Raw genomic sequence first — 19,454 nt, forward strand, 5'->3', positions numbered from 1 at the left:
CTTGGCCCCGATCAGGACACTCTGCCGATGTTGGAAAACAGCTTTGCCTTTCGCCTCAAGGAACTGCTCGAGCATCACAAGCTGACCCTGCAAGCCGTGGGCACGGCCCTGGGTATTTCCCGCACAGCGGTGCACAAATGGACCCGCGGCGGGGAGATCGACTACGACAACCTGCGTAAATTGGCCGACTTTCTCAAGGTCAACTGGATCTGGCTGCGCTATGGCGACGAAGCCTTGCAGAACATCCAGCAGCCACAGGTGGTCGAGTTGCCGATGACCGACCTGCGCAGGCGCTACACCGCCGAAATCATGGAAAGCGAAACGCGCATGAAACTGGCCCAGGAAGGTGCGCGTATCGTGACCTGGGAATGGAACCTGATCAGCGACGAGGTCACCTATTCGCCAAACGTCGAACAGGTGTATGGCTGGCCAGTGCACCGCAACGAAGACTTCTGGCGCCATCTGCCGGATGAAGACGTGGCGCACATGCAGGCGATGTACGCCCAGGCCGTCGCCGAGGGCAGTGGCTGCGAGTGTGATTTCCGTATCACCCGGCCTGAGGGTGAAGTGCGCTGGATTTCCTCCCGCGCCACGGTGGTACGCGACAGCGCCGGGCGCTCGGTGAAGATGGTCGGCATCAGCATGGACAACACCGAGCGCCAGGTTGCCCAGCAGGCGTTGCGCAACAGCGAAGAACGCTTTCGCGCGATCTTCGAGCTGGCCTGGGGTGCCCTCGCCTACATCGACCCGGACGGCACCTGGCAGCGGGTCAATAACAGCCTCTGCGAGATGCTCGGCTACCGCGCCGAAGAGCTGTACGCCATGACCTTCCAGCACATCACCCATGCCGACGACCTGGCGCTGAACCTGCAATTGCTGGCGCGCATGCTGGCGGGTGAAACCGAGCGCTACGAGGTGGAAAAACGCGTGCGCCACAAGAGCGGCGAATACATCTGGGTGCGCGCCCGCACCTCGCTGCAGCGCCGCGACAACGGTGAGCCGGAGCACCTGATCAGCGTGTTTGAAGACATCACCGCCGAGCGGCAGGAGCATGAGCGGTTGCAGGCGCACATTGCGGCGCTGGAGGCGAAGCTGAGGGGGTTGTGAGGGCTGCCAGGTGTTTGACGTGAGGTTTGTGGCGCCTATGAGGTCGAGCGCCGCGCGGGCGGCGCTCGACCTCATAGGCGCCACAAACCTCACGTAATACACTTATCAGCTCGCAACCGCCCCCTGCCGTAACCAGTCGATAAAGCGCGCAAACAACTCCGACTGTGAATTGATCTCAAGCTTCAGATACAGGTTCTTGCGGTGCATCCGCACCGTCTCCGGTGAAATCCCCAGCTGCACCGCCGTGGACTTCACCGAATGCCCCCGCAAGATCATGTGCGCCACCTCTCGCTCCCGATCGGTAAGCACCTGGCAACCAAAACTCTCGAACGCCGCCTGAACGCTGCCGCGCTCGGCCGAAGCCGTGGCGGCTTCAAGGTTGTAACGGGCATAACGCCCCAGCACTTCGCGCACCATCGGCTCGACCGCCCGCAGCAAGTCGATCTGCCCGCTGCTCAAGCGCGTGCCACTGCACCCCTGGAACAGGCTGAAGGACAGCTTGCGCCCCTGGCTGAGGTCGACGATGTAGTAGCTGTCTTCGCTGCAGCCGGTGCCCAGGTAATAGGCCTTGTAGTAGTCGCTGTCGAAGAAGTGGTCCGGGGCGATTTCTTCGAGGTGATAGAACCCCTCGGCCAGGCCACTCTGCACGGCCAGGCAAAAGGGGTCGAGCAGATAGCCGGCGGCGAAATAGCGCTCCAGCACCGCAGCACGGTGCACTTCGGGGATGCCCTGCTGATACAGCAGCTGCGGTGCCTGCCCCTGGCATTCGAGGCTGATCATCATCGACTCCACCTGCACCAGTTCGCCAATCGCGGCGGCCACGTAGTGCAGGGCATCGGCCGTTTCGCTGTGGCTCAGGGCACGCTGCAGCGCCGCATGCCATTGCTGCAGTGCCCCCAGCGAAAGGGTGAGCGGAGTGTCGGGAGAGGCTTGGGTCATGCCCGGCAGTCTAGCCTGCCAGGCACGGCCACGCACAGCCCTTTGCGCCAGGCTCATCGGCCTTGGTACAGCCCTTGCGCGGTGAGCTCACGCGCCGTTTCGATGATGCACTGGCGCAAGGTTTCGACGATTTCATCCACTTGCGCGTGCGTGATGATCAACGGCGGCGACATCACGTTCAGGTGCATGATCGGCCGCACCAGCAACCCCCTGGCCTGGGCTTTGCTATGGATACGCTCTCCGATGTTGACCGCGTCGGGGAACAACGCCTTGCTGGTTTTATCGGCAACGAACTCGACACAGGCCATCAGCTTCATGCAGCGCACATCCCCGACCAAGGGCAGGTCGCGCAGGCTGTGCAGCCGTTGTTCCAGGTAGCTGCCAACATCCTTGACGTGCGCCAGCAACTGCTCGCGCTCGATGATCTCGATGTTCTTCAGGGCCGCTGTGCAGCACACCGGGTGCCCGCTGTAGGTGAAACCGTGGGTGAAGCAGCGGCCCTTGCCTGGCTCGGCGATCACCTGCCAGATCCGCTCCGAGAAGATGCACGCACCCAGCGGCAGGTAGGCCGAGGTCAGGCCTTTGGCGGTGGTGATGATATCCGGGGTTACCCCGAACAGCTCCTCGCTGGCGAAGAAGGTGCCCAGGCGACCGAACGAGGTCACCACTTCGTCGGCGACGAACAGAATGTCGTAGGTCTGACACACCTGCCACATGCGCTCGAAGTAGCCCTTGGGCGGGATGATCACCCCGCCCGAACCCATGATCGGCTCGGCGAAGAACGCGGCCACGTTGTCGGCGCCCAGGGAAAGGATCTTGTCTTCGAACTCGGCCACCAGGAAGTCAAGGAACTCGGCCTCGTCCATGTCGTCCGGCGCACGGTACACGTTGGGGTTGGAGACGTGGTGGATCAGCTCATGGGCGTAGTCGAACTCAGGCACGCGGTCGGCCGCCTTGTTGCCGATCGCCATGGTCAGCGTGGTGGAGCCGTGATAGGCGTTGTAACGGGCGATCACGTGCTTTTTGTGCGGCTTGCCACGGCAGTTCTGGTAGTACTGGATCAGCCGGTAGGCGGTGTCGACGGCAGTGGAGCCACCGGTGGTGAGGAACACGTGGTCGAGGTCGCCCGGCGCCAGTTGCGCAAGCTTCTGGCACAGCGCGATGGCGACGTCGTTGGCCATGTCGGAAAACGGATTGGAGTAGGCCAGCTTGCGTACCTGGTCGGCGATGGCCAGGGCCATCTCTTCGCGGCCCAGGCCGATATTGGTACACCACATGCCGCCGACCGCATCGAGAAAACGGTTGCCGTGAGTATCGCGAATGTAGGCGCCTTCACCTTCGACAATGTTCAGCGCGCCCTGTTCGCGGTGCTCGTCGAACACATGGTAGCCGTGCATGTAGTGGGCCTTGTCGGCGTCCACCAGTGGGTCGTGGGCGATGGCGAATGCTTTGCTTGGGGTGGCCATGGGCAGCTCCTTGGCGGGAATCGGTTGGCAGTGTTCAGAAACCGGTCTTGACCGTGCTCCAGACCCGGGTGATGGCGCGCATGTCCTTGGGGCTCTGGGTCTTCTGGGCGAACAGGCGTTCGCGGGTCTTGGCATCGGGGTAGATCGCCGGGTCCTGGCGGATGTCGGCCTGTACCAACGCCGTGGCAGCGGCATTGCTGTTGGCGTAGTGGATGTAGTCGGTGACCTTGGCCATGGTTTGCGGCTGCAGCAAAAACTCGATGAAGCGGTGCGCGTTGGCCGCGTGCGGCGCGTCCTTGGGGATGTACAGGTTGTCGAACCAGATCAGCGAACCTTCCTGGGGGATGAAGAACGACAGCTTGATGGCCTTCTTCGCCTCTACTGCACGGGCCTGGGCAGTGGCGTAGTCACCTGACCAGGTCAGTGCCAGGCAGACATCGCCATTGGGCAGGCTGGTGAGGTAGTTGACCGAATCGAACTTGCGGATGTACGGGCGAATGCCCATCAGCAGTTGCTCGGCAGCCTTCAGGTCGGCCGGCGCTGCGCTGCGTGGGTCCTTGCCCAGGTACTGCAGGGCCAGCGGGATCACCTCGGTCGGCGCGTCCATCAAGGTGACGCCGCAGTCGGCGAAGCGCGAGACGATCTTGGGGTCGAACAGCATGGCCAGCGAGCCGATCGGTGCATCGGGCATGCGTGCGGTGATCTTGTCGACGTTGTAGGTGATGCCTGAACTGCCCCAGGTGTAGGGTGCCGAGTATTTCAGCCCCGGGTCGTACCCTTGCAGGTTGCTGACCACCTGCTCATCCAGGTTGTGCCAGCTGGGCAGTTGCTGCTTGTCCAACGCCTGGAACACGCCAGCCTGGATCAAGGGGGGGACCAGGGAAGCGTTGAGCATCACCAGGTCATAGCCGGAGCGGCCGGTCAGCAGTTTGGTCTGGACGGTCTCGTAGCCATCGAAGGTGTCGTAGACGACCTTGATGCCGGTGGCCTTCTCGAAGTCGGCCAGGGTGGTCTCGCCGATGTAGTCGGTCCAGTTGTACAGCCTTAGCGTGTTCGCGCTGCCCTCCTCCACCGCCAGTGCCTGCGTGGCGGCCGACGCCAGCAGCAGACCGCCAATCACCTTCAGTGCCTTGCGCATAGCAACTCCATCGTGTGACTGCTCCGGATCGAGCCGATGGGTTCACTATCGGGGGATTTGCTTGAGGGCAACATACCCCGAATGTGTGGGTGGCCGTTTGTAGGAGCGGCCTTGCGTCGCGAAAGGGCTGCGCAGCGGCCCCTCGATTTCAGCGTCACCGCACATATCCGGGGGCCGCTGCGCAGCCCTTTCGCGACGCAAGGCCGCTCCTACACACACATACACAACCGCGTTACCTCAGCGGATACAACGCCTCATCGAACTGCGCCAAGCGTGGGAACACCAGCGGCTGGTCGTCTGCCAACTGCTCCAGACGCTGCTGGTATTGCTGCAAAAACCCCTGGCGGGCCTCGGCGCTGATGTACGGCACGTGCCAGGCCACGAACGGTGGCAGCACCTCGAACCCGACATAGGCCAGCGTCCCCCGCAGAATCGGCCGCAACATGTCCTCGAGCGGCCCGTGAATCGCCCCTTCGCCAAACATGTGCTCACGCCCGCCCAGGGTCACCGTCACCAGCGCCTTCTTGCCAGCCAGCCCGCCCTGATCGTAGAAGCGCTTGCCGCCATAGCACACGCCCGACACCAGCACCCGGTCGATCCAGCCCTTGAGCATGGCCGGCGCCGAGAACCAGAAGATCGGGAAGTTCAGCACCAGCAGGTCCGCCCATAACAGCTTGTCCAGCTCTTGCTGGATATCCGCAGCGATAGCGCCGCTCTTGACCCCCAGGCGCTGCTCCAGGGCGTAGACCAGGTACTCGGGGTTCTCGCGCTGGGCGAAATCATCAGCACTGGCCACCGGGTTCCAGCCCATGGCGTACAGGTCGCTGACCTGCACCGGGTGGCCCTGGTCGCGAAAGGTGGCCACGGCCTGGTCACGCAGGGCTGCGGTGAAGGATTGTGGCTCGGGGTGAGCGTGGACGATCAGTACATTCACAACGTTTCTCCTCACACAAAACGGGATGCGTCAGCGACGGCGCAACACTCGATACGCGCCTACTCACGCAGGGGCCTGCTGTTGCATCAGTGCCTGGGCACAACGGGCAATGCGCCGGCAGGCATCGACCAGCGCCTCGGGGCCCACCACCAGCCCCAGGCGGATGTGCCCGGCGGCGCTGGGGCCAAAGGCCTCGCCGGCCAGCACCGACACACCTTCGCGGTCCAGCAGGCGGTCGGCAAAGGCCTGCGCGCTGAGGCCGGTTGCGCGAATATCGACCATCACGAACATGCCGCCATCGGGTTTCAGGGCCTTGACGCCCGGGCAACCCGCCAAGTGTTCGCACACCAGGTCGCGGCGCTGGCGATAGGCGTCGCGCATGGCCTCCAGTGCTGGCATCGGCTGGGTCAAGGCCACCACGGCGGCGTCCTGGATAAAGTCCGGCGAGCCATACAGCATGCACAGGGCCAGGTTTTCCAGGTGCGTGGCCAGCTCAGGCGAGCTCACTACCCAGCCCACCCGCCAGCCAGTCATGGCGTGGGATTTCGACAGGCTGTTGAGGGTCGCGGTGCGCTCGGCCATGCCCGGCAGGCTGCCAGGGCTGACATGCTCGCCGTCGTACAGCAGCTCGCTGTACACCTCGTCAGAGATCAGCCACAGGTCGTGGGCGATGCACAGCGCTGCCAGTGCCTCCCAGGTCGCGCGCGGCAAGCTTGCCCCCGAGGGGTTGTGCGGGCTGTTCAGGGCCAGGGCGCGGGTACGCGGGGTGATGCGCGCCTCGACGTCCTGCGGGCACACCCGAAAACCGTTCTCCGGCTTGACCGGCACCGGTACCACTTTGGCGCCGCAGGCACCGAACACCGCCTCGTAGGTGACGTACATGGGCTCGGCGACAATCACCTCGTCGCCGGGGTCGAGCACGCACTGGGCCACGCAGAACAACGCGCACTGCGCACCCGCCAGCACCGTGACCTGCTCGGCACTGACGGCCTGGCCGCTGCGTTGCCGGTGGCGATCGGCGATGGCCTGGCGCAGGGCGAGCTTGCCGCGCACATCGGCGTAATGGGTATGGCCTGCTCGCAGGCTGTCGATAGCAGCCTCGACGATGGGGCCCGGGGTGTCGAAGTCCGGGTCCCCCACCGACAGCAGCAGGATGTCCTTGCCCTCGGCCTGCAGCGCCAGGGCGCGGTAATGGATGTCCCAGGCGGCGGCGCCGTCGCCGGCGATACGTTGGGTCAGCTTGGCGTAATGCATGGCAATCTCCCTTCAGTACGGGGTCAGTCGACGAGAATCTTCGGGTTTGAGCTGCCCCACACGGTGTACAGGTCAGCCAGCAATGCACCGTTGATGTCTTCCATTTCGCCCTGGGTGATCTCACCCCCGGCCTGCTTGCCGAACAGCACCACCTCGTTGCCGTTCTTGACGTCGGGGAAGTCGGTGACATCGACCATCAAGGTGTTCATCGACACCTTGCCCACCACCGGCACGCGGTGGCCGTTGATCAGCACATGGCCCTTGTTGGTGAATACCCGGCGGTAGCCGTCAGAGTAGCCGACGGTGATATTGGCCAGGCGCGCGTCACGCGCCAAGGTGAAGGTGCGGTCATAGCCGACAGTATTGCCGGCCGGGTAGCTGTGCACGGCGGCCACCCGCGACTTGAACTGCATGGCGCGCTGGTACTCGGTGCGCGCCGGCACGGTATCGCCGAACAGCGCACCGCCGGTGCGGACCATGTCCAGGCGCGCCTCGGGCACCTCCAGGGTGGCGAAGGAGTTGGCCGCGTGCAGGGTCAGCTGGCTGCGGTCGAGCTTGGCATGCTTGATCAGCCAGTCGGCCTGCTGGTTGAACGCTGCCAGGCCCTTGCGTACATCGTCCTTGTCTTCCACAGCGAAGTGGGTCATCAATGCCACCAGCTTCAGGTGCTTCTGGTCGGTGATCTGCAGCGCTTCACCGCGCCCGCTCCAACTGGCCATCTCTACCCCGTTGCGGCTCATGCCGCTGGAATTGAGCGCCAGGTGAATACGCAAGGTCTTGCCATGGCGCTCGGCGATGGCGTCAGCCTGGCGGGCAAATTCGGCGCTGCCGACCAGTTCTTCCATGTCGTATTGCAAGGCATCTTCCAGCTCGCTCAGGCTGGCCAGGCGCACCCGCACCAGTTGCCCGGTAAAGCCGCTGGCCCTCACCACGCGGGCTTCCTCGTTGCTGGCCACCGCCACGCAGGGCACGCCAAGGGCAATGACCGAGGGCATCACCAAGCCGATGCCGTGGCCGTAGGCATCGGCCTTGAGCACGGCGCACAGCTTGGACTTGCCACCCAGCTCCGCTTGCAGGGTGCGGATGTTGTGTTGCAGGGCGCTTGCGCTGACCTCGACCCAGGCATTGCTGTTTTGCACGGTCAGGGCGTTGCTGCCGTTGTCCATCGACAGCGGTGGTGCGGCATACAGCGGGGCCTGGCCGGTGATCAGCAGGGCCAGGGAAGCAGCCAGAAGCGTGCGGCGAAATGGCATGGGGGTTTCTCTTGTCATGGGTAATGCGCCGCTGTCAGCAGACGCAGGTATGTTTGAGTTCGATAAAGGTCACGCCTGGCGTGGCGAAGCCGCAGGCCAGGTCTGCCTGCAAGGCATCCAGGTCGCGCGGCTGGCGCACTGCGCAGCCAAATGCGCGGGCCAGGCCGATGAAGTCGGGGTTGCGCGGCAGCACGCCAACCGGCTCGATGTCCAGGCCAAGCATGTCGTCACGGATCTGCCCGAGGGCATCGTTGTTCCACAGCAGCACCACCAGCGGCCGGTCCAGTTCCTCGACGGCGGTGGCCAGCTCCTGGGCGGTATAGAGGAAACCGCCGTCGCCGACCAGCACCAGGCCGGGGCGGTGGTCAGTGGCGAACATGCCGCCGATACCTGCCGGCAGGCCGTAGCCGAGGGTGCCGTAACCGGTGGGGTGCAGCCAGCTGCGCGGCGCCCGGCTGGCAAAGGCGTAGTTGCCGGTGTAGGCCAGTTGGGTCATGTCGCTACTGATGAAGGCGCCATCCGGCAGCACCGCTTCGATGCGATCGAGGATGGCCTGGTGAATGGCCTGCAACGGCGCATGCCCGTCACGGATGGCCTGGCGCAGGGCGGCCACCGTTGCGATAGCCTGACGAGGGTCGCGATCGCCCTCGGGCAAGGACGCCAGCAAGCCGTCGAGGGTCTGCCGCGCATCACCGTGCAGGGCCACGGCGCAGGGGTAGAAGTCGTTGAACTTGCGCGGGTCGATGTCCACCCGCAGCAACTCGCCATTGACCGGCAGGCGCTCGCGCCAGAAGTCGGTGTCGGCCATTTCGGTGCCCACCGCCAGCACCACATCGGCTTCGCTGATCAGTTGCCAGCCTGGCGCCACGCACAGGCTCGAACCGGCATTGAGCGGCGCCTCGGGAGGCAGCAGGCCCTTGCCGGCGACACTGGTGAACAGCGGCGCGGCCAGGCGCGTGCTCAGTTGCTGAAGTTGTTCGGCAGCGTGCAACGCGCCGCCGCCAGCGATGATCATTGGCCGTTTGGCTGCGGCCAGCTTCAGCGCGGCCTGGCCCAGCGTGGCCTGGTCGGGCTGGCCCCGCCCTGGCCGGCGCACCACCTCGTCGCTCCAGTCGCGGGCAACGGGCGCGGCCAGCACGTCCAGCGGCACCGAGATGTGCACCGGGCGCGGGCGTTCGCTATCGAATACCGCCCAGGCACGGGCAATCAGTTCGGGCAGGTCGTCGGCGCCCAGCGCCACGGCGGAAAACGCCGTGATCGGCGCAGTCATGGCGCGCTGGTCCTGGGTTTCATGCAGGCAGCCCCAGCCTTTGCCCAGGCTGGCCGTGTGGTTGACGCTGGAAATCACCAGCAGCGGGATCGAGTCGGCATAGGCCTGGCCAATGGCGGTGGCGGCATTGGTCACGCCTGGGCCGGTGATGACAAAGCACACCCCCGGCCTGCCACTGACCCGGGCATAACCATCTGCCATGAAGCCGGCGCCCTGCTCATGCCGGGTCAGCACATGGCGGATGCCACTGCCGGGCAAGCCGCGGTACAGCTCCAGGGTATGCACCCCAGGGATACCAAACACAGTATCCACCCCGTAGTTGGCCAGCAGCCGTACCAGCGCCTGGCCGGCAGTCATCGGGCGCTCATGCATGTTGATCTCCTTGCGGCTGGCCGAGGCGGATCAGCGCATCGACCGCGGTGGTGCCGTGGGCACCGACCATCAATGGGTTCACATCCAGTTCCAGCAATTGCCCGGCGTTTTCACAGGCGTAGTCGGCCACGGCACGGATCGCCGCCACCAGTGCCTGCAGGTCGGCCGCCGGGCGGCCACGGAAACCTTGCAACAGGCTGGCGCTGCGCAGGCCCAGCAGCGCGGCGCGGATGGCGCTGTCGGTGGTCGGCAGCAACAGGCTGACGCTGTCCTTGAGCAACTCCACCAGCACGCCGCCAGCGCCGATTACCAAGGCCAGGGCGAAATCGTTTTCACGCTTGATACCGACGATCAGCTCGGCCAACGGCGGCGGCGCCATGGGTTCGAGCAGTATCTGGTCGAACGGCACGCCTGGCGCATAGGCGCCGATGCGCTCGCGCATCTGCACCAGGGCGGCCTGTAGCGCCGCTGCATCACGCAGGTTCAGCGCAACCGCACCGGCTTCGGTCTTGTGCGGCAACTGCGCACTGACAGCCTTGAGCACCAGTGGGTAGCCCACCCCGGCAGCATCGTCCAGCGCGCGTTCAGGGGTACTCAGCACCCCGGCCGGCACCGGCAGACCAAAGGCGCTCAGGGCTTGTTTGGACTGCCATTCATCCAGCAGCCGGCCAGCGCCTTCGAGGGGCTGTGGGCTCAGCGGTACCTGCGCCGCCTCGCCCTGCTCCAGCAGGCGCTGGCGGCTGCGTTGATACGCCACGATCCGCCCCCACGCCGCCAAGCCATCTTCAACCCCTTGCAGCGCAGCGATGCCGCGCGCATGCAGGCGTTCACGGGCGGCTGCCGGCAATAGCTCGGGAAACGCCGAGGTGACGAAGCCGATCTTGCCGTGGCGCTCCAGCGCATCGCAGTACAGCGCCAGCAACAGGTCGCATTCCTTGCGCTCGCCGGTGAACTGCGCCGGGTAGTCGAGCACCAGCATGGCCGCATCCGCCGCGCCGCACAGGGTGCTGTCGAGCATGCGTTGCAGGGCCGCTTCATCGCCCCAGATCGCGGTGGTGAAATCCAGCGGGTTGACCAGGTTGGCGTAGGCCGGCAGCACGTGGGCCAGCGCGGCGACCTGCCCCTGCTCCAGGCTGGGCAGGCTCAGCTGGTTGCGCTCGGCGTAGTCGGCGATCAAACCGGCGTCACCGCCCGAACAGGCCAGCGCGAGCAGCCGGCCATCGCCAGGCAGGCGGCCACAAGCGGCGGCCTTGAGCGTCTCGACGAAGCTCACCGGGCCACTCACGCGAATCACGCCCAGGCGCTGGAACAGGCTGTCATACAGGGCATCGGAGCCAGACAGCGAGCTGGTGTGGCTGAGCGCCAGTTCCGCACCGATCTGCGACACGCCGGTCTTCAGGGCAATGATCGGCGTGCCCTGCTGCAGCGCCTTGTACGCAGCGCGGGCAAAGCCGGGCACGTTTTTCAGGCCCTCGAGGTGCAAGCCGATGGCGGTCACCCGTGGGTCGTCGAGCAGCACGTCCATCAGCTCGGCCACGCCCAACTGCGCCTGGTTGCCGACCGACGCCATGTAAGCCACCGGCAACGAACGGTCGCTCATGGACAGGTTGTAGGCGAAGTTGCCGCTTTGGGTGAGGATCGCCACGCCCTTCTCTACCTGCTTGCCACCATGGGCCACCGGCCACAGGGCGGCACCGTGCAGGTAGTCGAGCAGGCCATAGCAGTTGGGGCCGAGCAAGGCCATGTTGCCGGCCGCCGACAGCAAGCGCTGCTGCAGCAGGTGGCCTTGCTCGCCGCTCTCGGCAAAGCCCGAGGCATAGCAGATGGCACCCCCGGCACCGAGGGCGGCCAGCGCCTCGACGCAGTGCAGGGTCAGCTCACGGTTGGTGGCGATGAACACCGCGTCAGGCGCGCAGGGTAAGTCCGCCACCTGCGCTACACAGGGGATGCCCTCAAGGCTGGCGTGCTGCGGGTTGACCAGCCACAGCGGGCCGGCAAAGCCACCTTCGGCACAGCGCTTGAGGGCCCGGGCCATGCTGCGCCCGCCCACGAAGGCCAAGTGCCGTGGCGCCAGCAGGCGCTTGAGGTTGTCACGAATCGAATGCGACATGCTGATTCTCCAGGGCGATCAACGCAGCAACGGGCGCAGCAGTTCGCGGGCAATGATGTGCCGCTGGATTTCCGAGGTGCCCTCCCAGATCCGCTCGATGCGGGCGTTGCGCCAGATGCGTTCGACCGGCCCTTCGTCCATCAGGCCCATGCCGCCAAAAATCTGCACGGCTTCGTCGGCGACCTTGCCCAACACTTCGCTGGCGAACAATTTGGCCATGCCCGCTTCGCCATCGGTCATGTTGCCTTGGTCCATCTTCCAGGCGGTGTGCAGGGTGAGCAGTTCGGCGGCGCGGATCTGCGTGGCCATGTCGGCCAGCTTGAACGACACGCCCTGGTAGCTGCCGATGGGTTGGCCAAACTGCTTGCGGTCGGCAGCCCACTGCAGGGAGGCGTCGAGTGCGCGCTGGGCTTGGCCGACGCAGTTGGCGGCGACCATCACGCGGCCGGCGGTAAGCCAGGCGTTGGCCACTTCCCAGCCCTTGCCGACCTCGCCCAGCACCTTGCTGGCCGGTACCCGGCAGTCGTCGAAGAACAGCTCGTAGGTGTGATAACCCCGGTTGCTCACGCACTTGGGCCCGCGGCGGATGGTCATGCCGGGGGTATCCCGGTCGACCAGCAAGGCGGTGACCGCATTGCGCTTGCGCCCGTTGTGCTCGTAGGTGTCGGTGACCGCGAAGACGATGGCGAAGTCGGCATGGCCGGCGTGGCTGATGAAGTGCTTGCTGCCGTTGATCACGTAGTCGTCGCCCTGGCGTACGGCACGGGTCTTGATGGCGTTGGCGTCAGAGCCGGCGCCGGGTTCGGTCAGGGCGAAGCAATCGGTCTTTTCACCCTGCACGCACGGCAGCAGGTAATCGGTGATCTGTTGGTCCTTGCAGGCCATGAGAATTTTCGAGGGGCGCGCGACGAACACGTGCAGTGCCCAGGAAACCTTGGACAGCTCGCGCTCGATCAGTGCCTGGGACAGGTAGTCGAGGCCACCGCCGCCGACTTCCTCGGGCATGTTGAAGGCATAAAACCCGGCGGCGATGGCCTTGCCGCGGATCTGCGCGGCAAGCTCCGGCGACACGGCGTCGGCGCGGTCCACCGCCTCTTCATGGGGCAGCAGTTCCTTGGCCACGAAGCTGCGTACCGCTTCTACCAACATTTCTTGTTCTTGGGTCAGTTGGAAATTCATCTGCGAAGGTCCTGGAGGGGGAACGGGTTATTGGCCAACGAAGTGTGGCGGGCGGCGTTGCACCGAGGCCTTGAGCGCCTCGGCGCCGTCCTGGCTACGCCCGCACAGCAAGCCGGCCTGGCGCTCGGCCTCGAGCTGCTCGGCCAGGGTGCGTTGCGCGCCCTCGCGGATCAGCCGCTTGGTCTGCGCGTAGGCGAAGGTCGGGCCGTTGGCCAGGCGGCCGGCCAGTTCGGCAGCCACTGCAGGCAACTGCTCGTCGGCGCAGACCTCGCTCACCAGCCCCGCCGCCAACGCGCGATCGGCGCCCCACAGTTCATCGAGGAACAACAGCCGTTTGGCTTGCTCGCTGCCGATCAGCCGCGGCAGGTGCCAGCTGGCGCCGGCGTCGGGGCTGTAGGCCATGCTGGTGTAACCGGCCTTGAAACGGGCCGAGGCGGCGGCGATGCGCAGGTCGCAGCACAGGCTCAGGTCCATGCCGCCGCCGACGGCGGTGCCATTGATGGCGGCGAGGGTGGGTTTGTCGAGGGTGTGCAGGCGCAGCATCAGGGCGTGGGCGGTCTCGGTCCAGCCGTAGCTTTCCAGCGCGCCCCGGGCTTCGGCTTCGGCCCACTCGGCAAGGTCGGCACCAGCGCAGAAGCTGCGCCCGCTGCCGGTCAGCACCACCACGCGTACAGCCGGGTCGCTGTTGCAGGTGTCCAGCAGGGCATGCAGTTGCTTGAGGGTGGGGATGTCCAGCGCGTTGCGCTGTTCGGGGCGGTTGAGGGTGATCCAGGCAACGCCGGCTTCGACCTTGCTCAACAGTGACGATGACGGGGTAGTCATGGGGGGCCTCTCGGTATTGTTGTTAGGGGTGGAGGGCTTGACGAGCTGATACTAAACGAGTGTTCAACAAGGTGGAGTGGGTTGTTACAACTTTGCACAACTCGGGTTTTTGCGGTGAGCTGTGAGATAGCGGGGGGCTGCTTTGCAGCCCTTTCGCGGCGCGAGGCCGCTCCTACAGACGACCGCGTTCTGTTGGAGGAGCGGCCCCGGCAGACCCAAGCCCTACCCCACACTCGGCGCCAAGGCCCCCTGGCGCCGACGGTTCACCACGAAATACGCCGCATAGCACAGGGCAATGAAGCCAAAGCCCCAATACAACGACGGCCGCTGGGTCTCATCCATGGCCAGGAACACGAACAGCGAGCAGCACAGGGTGATGCACAGCAGCGGCACCAGCGGATACAGCGGCGCCTTGTACTTGAGGTCCTGCAGCTGCCCACCATCGCGCAGAAACGCCTTGCGGAACCGGTACTGCGCCAGGGCGATGACGATCCAGGTCACCGTGCCAGACATGCCACTCACCGCCATCAGCACCATGAACAAGGTGTCGGCGGCGATGAAGCTGGTCATCAGCGACACCAGGGCAAAGCACAGGGTGATGCTCAGGGCACGCAGCGGCACCCCGCGTTTGCTCAACGGCGACAGGCTTCTGGGCGCCATGCCCGTCTTCGACATCGCCCAGAGAATGCGTGTGGAGGCATACAGCCCGGAGTTGCCCACCGACAGGATGGCGGTGAGGATGACGAAGTTCATCAGGTCGGCCGCATAAGGAATGCCGACCATGTCGAATACCTGCACGAACGGGCTTTCCATCAAGCCGGCCTGCTCGTAGGGCACGATGGCTGACAGCACGGCAATCGCCAGCACGTAGAAGATCAGCACGCGGAACACCACGTTGCGCACGGCGCGGGGGATGCTCTTTTCCGGGTGCTCGGTCTCGCCGGCCGCCACGCCCATGATTTCGCAGCCCTGGAAGGCATACACCACGGTCATCATCACCGCGAACACCGCCGACAGCCCGTGGGGGAACACCGACTCGCCCATCAGGTTGTTCAGCATCGGCGCCGGCGCCCCGCTGTTCAGCGGGATGGCGCCAAAGATCACCAGCAGGCCGATCACGATGAAGCCGAGGATGGTCGCCACCTTGATCCCCGAGAACCAGTACTCCGCCTCGCCAAAGGCCCGCGTGGCCAAGGCATTGAGGCCGAACAGCACGACCACGAACAACGCCGACCAGTACCAGATCGGCACCTCGGGAAACCAGCGGGTCATCAACATGCCTGCAGCGGTGAACTCCAGGCCCACGGTGGTGGCCCAGCTCATCCAGTACACCCAGCCGATCATGAAGCCGGTGGCCGGGCCGATGAACTTGGTGGCGTGAGCCTGGAACGAACCGGAGACCGGCATCTGCACCGACAGCTCGCCCAGGCAGACCATCACCAGGTACATCAACAGCCCCGCCACCAGATAGGCCAGGATCGCGCCCATCGGCCCGCCCTGGTTGATGGTCACGCCCGAGCCCATGAACAGACCGGTGCCGATCACACCGCCCAGCGACAGCATGAAGATGTGCCGGCTTTTCAGCGCGCGGGTGAGCTGGATCTTGCCTTCGTGAGTGTCAGTCATGGCGCATCCCCCCGTTGCTGGGGGTGCGTGGCAACGCGGGCGCGCCGCTTACAAGCGTTGGTTCAAGGAGGGGCTGAGCGCTACGGCATGTCATTATTGTTATCTCCAATAAGCCTCATGGACCGCGTGCAACACGGTTGCCATCGATTATTGGAAACGGATGTAAGGTGCCGTTGTACGAACCGCTCGAAGATGTAAAAAGTCGTAAGTTTTTTGTACGTCAGCGCTGGGTCAGCTGTTGCAGGGTCGTGCGGGCCTGTTCCAGCTGGGCTGTCAGCGGCTCGCCGAGCGCCAGCAGCGCCTGCGCGTCGTGACGCTGCGCTGCCGCCTCAAGGCGGCGCAACAGCGCAGCCAGGCCGGCAAAACCCAGGGAATCGCAACTGCCCGCCAGGCGGTGCGCAAGGTGCAACACCTCTGTGCAGTCCATGGCCTGCAGGGCATCGGCCAACGCGGTAGCGTGTTGCTCGAGCGACTGGCGCAACACCGCCAGCAGGTCCTGAAGCTTCTGCTCACCGAGCAAGCTGCGGTGGGTTTGCAGCAGCGACCAGTCCATGCCCGCGCCATCAGCAGGCGCAGCCAGCTCGGCAGGCGCCGCCTCGGCCAGGGCCTGGCGCAGCTGGCCCAGCCGCAGCGGCTTGGCCAGTACCCCCTGCATGCCGGCGGCCAGGTAACCGGGCACCTGCGCTGGCTGCACCCCGGCGGTCAGCGCCAGGATGCGGCTGTCACGGTTTGGCCCTGGGGTGGCGCGGATACGCCGGCACAACTCCACCCCGTTCATGCCGGGCAAGTGCACGTCCAGCAGGATCAGGCCGAACCGCCGCTGGGCACAGGCTTGCAGGGCTTGCTCGGCGTCCTCGGCAAAGCACACCCGGTGGCCATCGCGGGCCAGCAAGCCGCCCACCACCTCGCGGTTCAGCGCCACGTCCTCGACCACCAGGATATCCAGGCTGGCCGAGGCTACGTGAGCGTGCTCACGGGCGACGGCAGGCTGCCCACGCGCCATGTCGAGCTCGAACCAGAAGCAACTGCCCTGCCCTGGCACGCTGTCCAGGCCTATGCACCCGCCCAGCTTTTGCACCAGGTGCTTGCAGATCGCCAGGCCCAGGCCGGTGCCCCCGTAACGCCGGGCCACGGCTTCGCTGGCCTGGATGAAGCGGTCGAAGATCTTCGCCTGCATGGCCGGTTCGATGCCGATGCCATTGTCACTGACCGACACCCGCAGCCGCTGCCCGCGTTCATCGCTGGCCAGCACCTGCACCCTCAGCGTGACCTGGCCGTGCTCGGTGAACTTGATGGCGTTGGCCAGCAGGTTGCTCAGCACCTGGCGCAGGTACTGCTCGGCGCCGTGCTGGTGCTCGGCCAGCTGCCCGTCGATCGCCACGTGCAGCGTATCGCCGCGCTCCAGGGCCATGGGTTCGAGCAATGCCAGCACCTCCCCGCACAGCTGGCGCAGCGAGAAAACCAGCGTTTCGGCGTGGCTTTCACCCTCTTCCAGGCGGGCAAAGCAAAGCACCTCGTCAAGAATGGCCAGCAGCCCCTCGCCGGCCTTGTACAGGGCCTCCAGGCGTTGCCGGTCGGTAGCGTCGAGCCGGGCCCCACGCAGCAGTTCGGCCATGCCCAGAATGCCGTTGAGCGGCGTGCGCAACTCATGGCTCATGGTCGCCAGAAAGCGCGACTTTGCCAGGTTGGCGGCTTCAGCCTCGTCCTTGGCCCGGGCCAGGCTCGCCGTGCGCCGCTCGACCATGGCCTGCAGCTCATCGCGCTTGCCCTGCAGCGCCAGGCGGTCGAGCTCGCGGCGCTCGATGTCGCTGAGGATGGCCCGGCGCATATCGTCCAGCGCATGGGCCACGGTGTCGATTTCGTCCGGGCGCGCCGAGCGGCGCCGGTCCAGGCGCAGCGGCTGCTGCCAATGCCCGGCACCGATGCGCCGGGCAAACTCGGCCATCACTTGCAAATGGCGCGTCACCAGGCGGTAGAACAACCCCGACAGCGCGACGGCCAGGCCACATAGGAAAACGCCCATCCACAGCAGGCTGGCCAGGCCTGTGGCATACAGCCGCCGGTGCACCGCGCCCAGGTCGATGCTGACCTCCAGTTCGCCAAGGTGCCGCGCGGGCCCCGAGGGCGGCTGGTAATCCAGGGGGAAGCGCTCGATGCGCAGGGGCCCCTTGGGCTCGGCATCACCGCGCAACAGGGTGAAGTCATCGCTGACCAGGCGTACCCGGGCCACATCGGAAAAGTCCACCAGGCCACGCAACTGCACATCCAGTTGCGCTTCGTCGAGGTCCCACAGGCTGCGCTCGAGGCTTGCCAGGTAACCGGCGCGGATCAACGCCATGCGCGCTTCGATATCGCGCATCTCACGGCGGTATTCGAAGTACAACTGCACAGAGCTGGCCAGCACGGTGAAGCACAGGCTGAACAGCAGGATGAACAGCAGCAGGCGCCGCAGCAGGCCATCGGTGCGCAGGCGGATCATCGCGCGTCCGCCGGCAGGTCGATCATGTCGCGGTAGGTCACTTCGCTCTGCTCCAGCCAACGGTCGATCTCGCCGGCTTCGCGCATGCGCTGCAGTTGACGGTCGATCTCGTCCATGTGCTGGCTCAACGGTGATTGCCGCGACACCGCAACGCGCAGGTAGTCCACGCTCAGGGCGGCGGGCAAGGCGCGGATGTCTTCGGCGCCGGGCAGGTGCTCGATGAACAGCTCCCCGGTGCGCCGCTCCTGAATCACGAAGTCGATGCGCCCACGGATCAGCTTGCCGAAGTTCTGCTGGCTGGACGAGACCCGCTCGATGTTCTGGTGACGGGCGACGAAACGGTCGAATTCGGCGCCATAGCTTTCACCGTAGAGCAACCCGCCACGGTACCGGGCCAGGTCTTCCAGGTGCTCGAACTGCACGGGTCGACGGCGGTTGTAAAACACCGCCACTTCCTCACGGATCACCGGCACCGAAGAAAACCGCATGCCTTGGTCACGTTGGTCGCTGTCGTAGGCCAGAACCACATCCACCCGCCCGGCGGCAACGTCCATCAGGCAACGCTTCCAGTTGCCCAGCACCATGGTCTGCACGTCTCGGCCCATCCGCGCGAACAACTCACGAACCACCGTTGGCGCCAGGCCGCGCACCTGGTGGCCGTCGCTCCAGGAAATCGGCGGGTATACCGGGTAGTCGCAGTAGCGCACCGGCTCGGCCGCTGCGGCCTGCACGCCTGGCAGCAGCAAGGCCAGGGCGAGCAGGCTGCCAGGGGTGTTCACGCCGCCACGCTGGCAGTGAACAGGTAACCGGTGCCATGGATGGTGATGATCAACTGCGGCTCGGCCGGGTCGTCGTGCAGCTTGCGGCGCAGGCGGCCGACCAGCACGTCGATGGAACGGTCGTTGGGCATCCACTCACGGTTGCGAATCTGGTCCATCAGCTGGTCGCGGCTCAAGGTATGGCCACTGTTGCGCAGGAACACGCTGAGCAACTGGAATTCGCCGTGGGTCAGCAAGGTTTGCCCGCCACGGGGGTCGATCAGGCGCCGGCGGTCAGTGTCCAGCGCCCAGTCGGCAAACTGCTTCAGCGATTGTGCGCAGGCGGGGGTTGGGTGCACCTCGCGGGCATGGCGCACGCGGCGAATCAGGTTTTTGGCGCGCGAAACCAGCTCACGGGGGTTGAGCGGTTTCATGATGTAGTCGTCGGCGCCGCACTCCAGGCCGACGATGCGGTCGATGTCGTCGTTGCGCCCGGTGATGAGGATGATGCCGACCTCCGAGCGCACCCGCAGCTCGCGGGTCAGGGTCAGGCCGTCCTTGCCGGGCAAGCGGATGTCCAGCAGCACCAGGTCGACGTCGTGGCTGCCAAGCAGCGCCTCGGCCTTTTCGGCGGTGTCGGCACAGTGCACGTCGTAGCCTTCCTGGGACAGATAGGCCTGCAGCAAGTCACGAATAAGCGGATCGTCATCGACGATCAATACCCGAGGCATCATTGCGTGTCGTCTC

General features: G+C 65.4%; 15 protein-coding genes. 1 reads left to right on the forward strand and 14 read right to left on the reverse strand.

The window, feature by feature from the left end; all coding sequences use genetic code 11:
* Positions 1–27 precede the first annotated feature (27 nt).
* Complete coding sequence (locus tag LJX93_RS16465) at positions 28–1,107, forward strand: helix-turn-helix domain-containing protein (protein WP_033698764.1); 1,080 nt, start codon at positions 28–30, stop codon at positions 1,105–1,107.
* Between the two features lie 105 nt (positions 1,108–1,212).
* Here LJX93_RS16465 and LJX93_RS16470 read toward each other — a convergent pair whose 3' ends face one another.
* From LJX93_RS16470 to LJX93_RS16535, 14 genes are all read right to left on the reverse strand, one after another.
* Complete coding sequence (locus tag LJX93_RS16470) at positions 1,213–2,046, reverse strand: helix-turn-helix transcriptional regulator (RefSeq protein ID WP_033698765.1); 834 nt, start codon at positions 2,044–2,046, stop codon at positions 1,213–1,215.
* A 53-nt stretch (positions 2,047–2,099) separates the two neighbouring features.
* On the reverse strand, positions 2,100–3,512 hold the full coding sequence (locus tag LJX93_RS16475) for an aminotransferase (RefSeq protein ID WP_033698766.1): 1,413 nt from the start codon (positions 3,510–3,512) through the stop codon (positions 2,100–2,102).
* Positions 3,513–3,546: 34 nt separating this feature from the next.
* Positions 3,547–4,650: a polyamine ABC transporter substrate-binding protein gene (locus tag LJX93_RS16480; RefSeq protein ID WP_033698767.1), complete on the reverse strand. Its 1,104-nt coding sequence runs from the start codon at positions 4,648–4,650 to the stop codon at positions 3,547–3,549.
* A gap of 232 nt (positions 4,651–4,882) precedes the next feature.
* Positions 4,883–5,584 (reverse strand): NAD(P)H-dependent oxidoreductase, encoded by a 702-nt coding sequence (locus LJX93_RS16485; protein WP_033698768.1) that lies wholly within the window; start codon positions 5,582–5,584, stop codon positions 4,883–4,885.
* Positions 5,585–5,647: 63 nt separating this feature from the next.
* A complete protein-coding gene (locus tag LJX93_RS16490) occupies positions 5,648–6,838 on the reverse strand; it encodes a pyridoxal phosphate-dependent aminotransferase (protein WP_227696205.1) in 1,191 nt (396 codons plus the stop codon).
* Between the two features lie 23 nt (positions 6,839–6,861).
* Positions 6,862–8,091 (reverse strand): alanine racemase, encoded by a 1,230-nt coding sequence (gene alr, locus LJX93_RS16495; protein WP_033698770.1) that lies wholly within the window; start codon positions 8,089–8,091, stop codon positions 6,862–6,864.
* A 34-nt stretch (positions 8,092–8,125) separates the two neighbouring features.
* A complete protein-coding gene (locus LJX93_RS16500; protein ID WP_033698771.1) occupies positions 8,126–9,733 on the reverse strand; it encodes a 5-guanidino-2-oxopentanoate decarboxylase in 1,608 nt (535 codons plus the stop codon).
* Positions 9,726–11,843 carry an acetate--CoA ligase family protein gene (locus LJX93_RS16505; protein WP_033698772.1) on the reverse strand — a complete coding sequence of 706 codons (2,118 nt, stop codon included), beginning with the start codon at positions 11,841–11,843 and terminating at the stop codon, positions 9,726–9,728. Before LJX93_RS16505 ends, LJX93_RS16500 begins: the two co-directional genes overlap by 8 nt.
* An 18-nt stretch (positions 11,844–11,861) precedes the next feature.
* Positions 11,862–13,022, reverse strand: a complete 1,161-nt coding sequence (locus LJX93_RS16510; protein ID WP_047580963.1) for an acyl-CoA dehydrogenase family protein — start codon at positions 13,020–13,022, stop codon at positions 11,862–11,864.
* Between the two features lie 27 nt (positions 13,023–13,049).
* Positions 13,050–13,844 carry an enoyl-CoA hydratase/isomerase family protein gene (locus LJX93_RS16515; protein ID WP_033698775.1) on the reverse strand — a complete coding sequence of 265 codons (795 nt, stop codon included), beginning with the start codon at positions 13,842–13,844 and terminating at the stop codon, positions 13,050–13,052.
* A 222-nt stretch (positions 13,845–14,066) separates the two neighbouring features.
* Complete coding sequence (locus LJX93_RS16520) at positions 14,067–15,470, reverse strand: amino acid permease (RefSeq protein WP_047580965.1); 1,404 nt, start codon at positions 15,468–15,470, stop codon at positions 14,067–14,069.
* Between the two features lie 220 nt (positions 15,471–15,690).
* Positions 15,691–17,949 (reverse strand): hybrid sensor histidine kinase/response regulator, encoded by a 2,259-nt coding sequence (locus LJX93_RS16525; protein ID WP_033698778.1) that lies wholly within the window; start codon positions 17,947–17,949, stop codon positions 15,691–15,693.
* Entirely contained in the window at positions 17,946–18,728 is a 783-nt protein-coding gene (locus LJX93_RS16530; RefSeq protein ID WP_033698779.1) for a substrate-binding periplasmic protein, read from the reverse strand. The genes LJX93_RS16525 and LJX93_RS16530 overlap by 4 nt, the downstream gene beginning before the upstream one ends.
* Positions 18,725–19,441 (reverse strand): response regulator, encoded by a 717-nt coding sequence (locus LJX93_RS16535; RefSeq protein WP_033698781.1) that lies wholly within the window; start codon positions 19,439–19,441, stop codon positions 18,725–18,727. Before LJX93_RS16535 ends, LJX93_RS16530 begins: the two co-directional genes overlap by 4 nt.
* Positions 19,442–19,454 lie beyond the last annotated feature (13 nt).

Origin of the sequence: Pseudomonas sp. HN2-3 (assembly GCF_020691745.1) — a bacterium.
Lineage (GTDB): Bacteria > Pseudomonadota > Gammaproteobacteria > Pseudomonadales > Pseudomonadaceae > Aquipseudomonas > Aquipseudomonas capeferrum.

Excerpts from the sequence above, each read along its gene's own strand:
- LJX93_RS16465 (WP_033698764.1), top strand. The coding sequence starts at position 28 with ATGTTGGAAAACAGCTTTGCCTTTCGCCTCAAGGAACTGCTCGAGCAT.
- LJX93_RS16470 (WP_033698765.1), bottom strand. The coding sequence starts at position 2,046 with ATGACCCAAGCCTCTCCCGACACTCCGCTCACCCTTTCGCTGGGGGCA.
- LJX93_RS16475 (WP_033698766.1), bottom strand. The coding sequence starts at position 3,512 with ATGGCCACCCCAAGCAAAGCATTCGCCATCGCCCACGACCCACTGGTG.
- LJX93_RS16480 (WP_033698767.1), bottom strand. The coding sequence starts at position 4,650 with ATGCGCAAGGCACTGAAGGTGATTGGCGGTCTGCTGCTGGCGTCGGCC.
- LJX93_RS16490 (WP_227696205.1), bottom strand. The coding sequence starts at position 6,838 with ATGCATTACGCCAAGCTGACCCAACGTATCGCCGGCGACGGCGCCGCC.
- alr (WP_033698770.1), bottom strand. The coding sequence starts at position 8,091 with ATGCCATTTCGCCGCACGCTTCTGGCTGCTTCCCTGGCCCTGCTGATC.
- LJX93_RS16500 (WP_033698771.1), bottom strand. The coding sequence starts at position 9,733 with ATGCATGAGCGCCCGATGACTGCCGGCCAGGCGCTGGTACGGCTGCTG.
- LJX93_RS16505 (WP_033698772.1), bottom strand. The coding sequence starts at position 11,843 with ATGTCGCATTCGATTCGTGACAACCTCAAGCGCCTGCTGGCGCCACGG.
- LJX93_RS16510 (WP_047580963.1), bottom strand. The coding sequence starts at position 13,022 with ATGAATTTCCAACTGACCCAAGAACAAGAAATGTTGGTAGAAGCGGTA.
- LJX93_RS16515 (WP_033698775.1), bottom strand. The coding sequence starts at position 13,844 with ATGACTACCCCGTCATCGTCACTGTTGAGCAAGGTCGAAGCCGGCGTT.
- LJX93_RS16520 (WP_047580965.1), bottom strand. The coding sequence starts at position 15,470 with ATGACTGACACTCACGAAGGCAAGATCCAGCTCACCCGCGCGCTGAAA.
- LJX93_RS16525 (WP_033698778.1), bottom strand. The coding sequence starts at position 17,949 with ATGATCCGCCTGCGCACCGATGGCCTGCTGCGGCGCCTGCTGCTGTTC.
- LJX93_RS16535 (WP_033698781.1), bottom strand. The coding sequence starts at position 19,441 with ATGATGCCTCGGGTATTGATCGTCGATGACGATCCGCTTATTCGTGAC.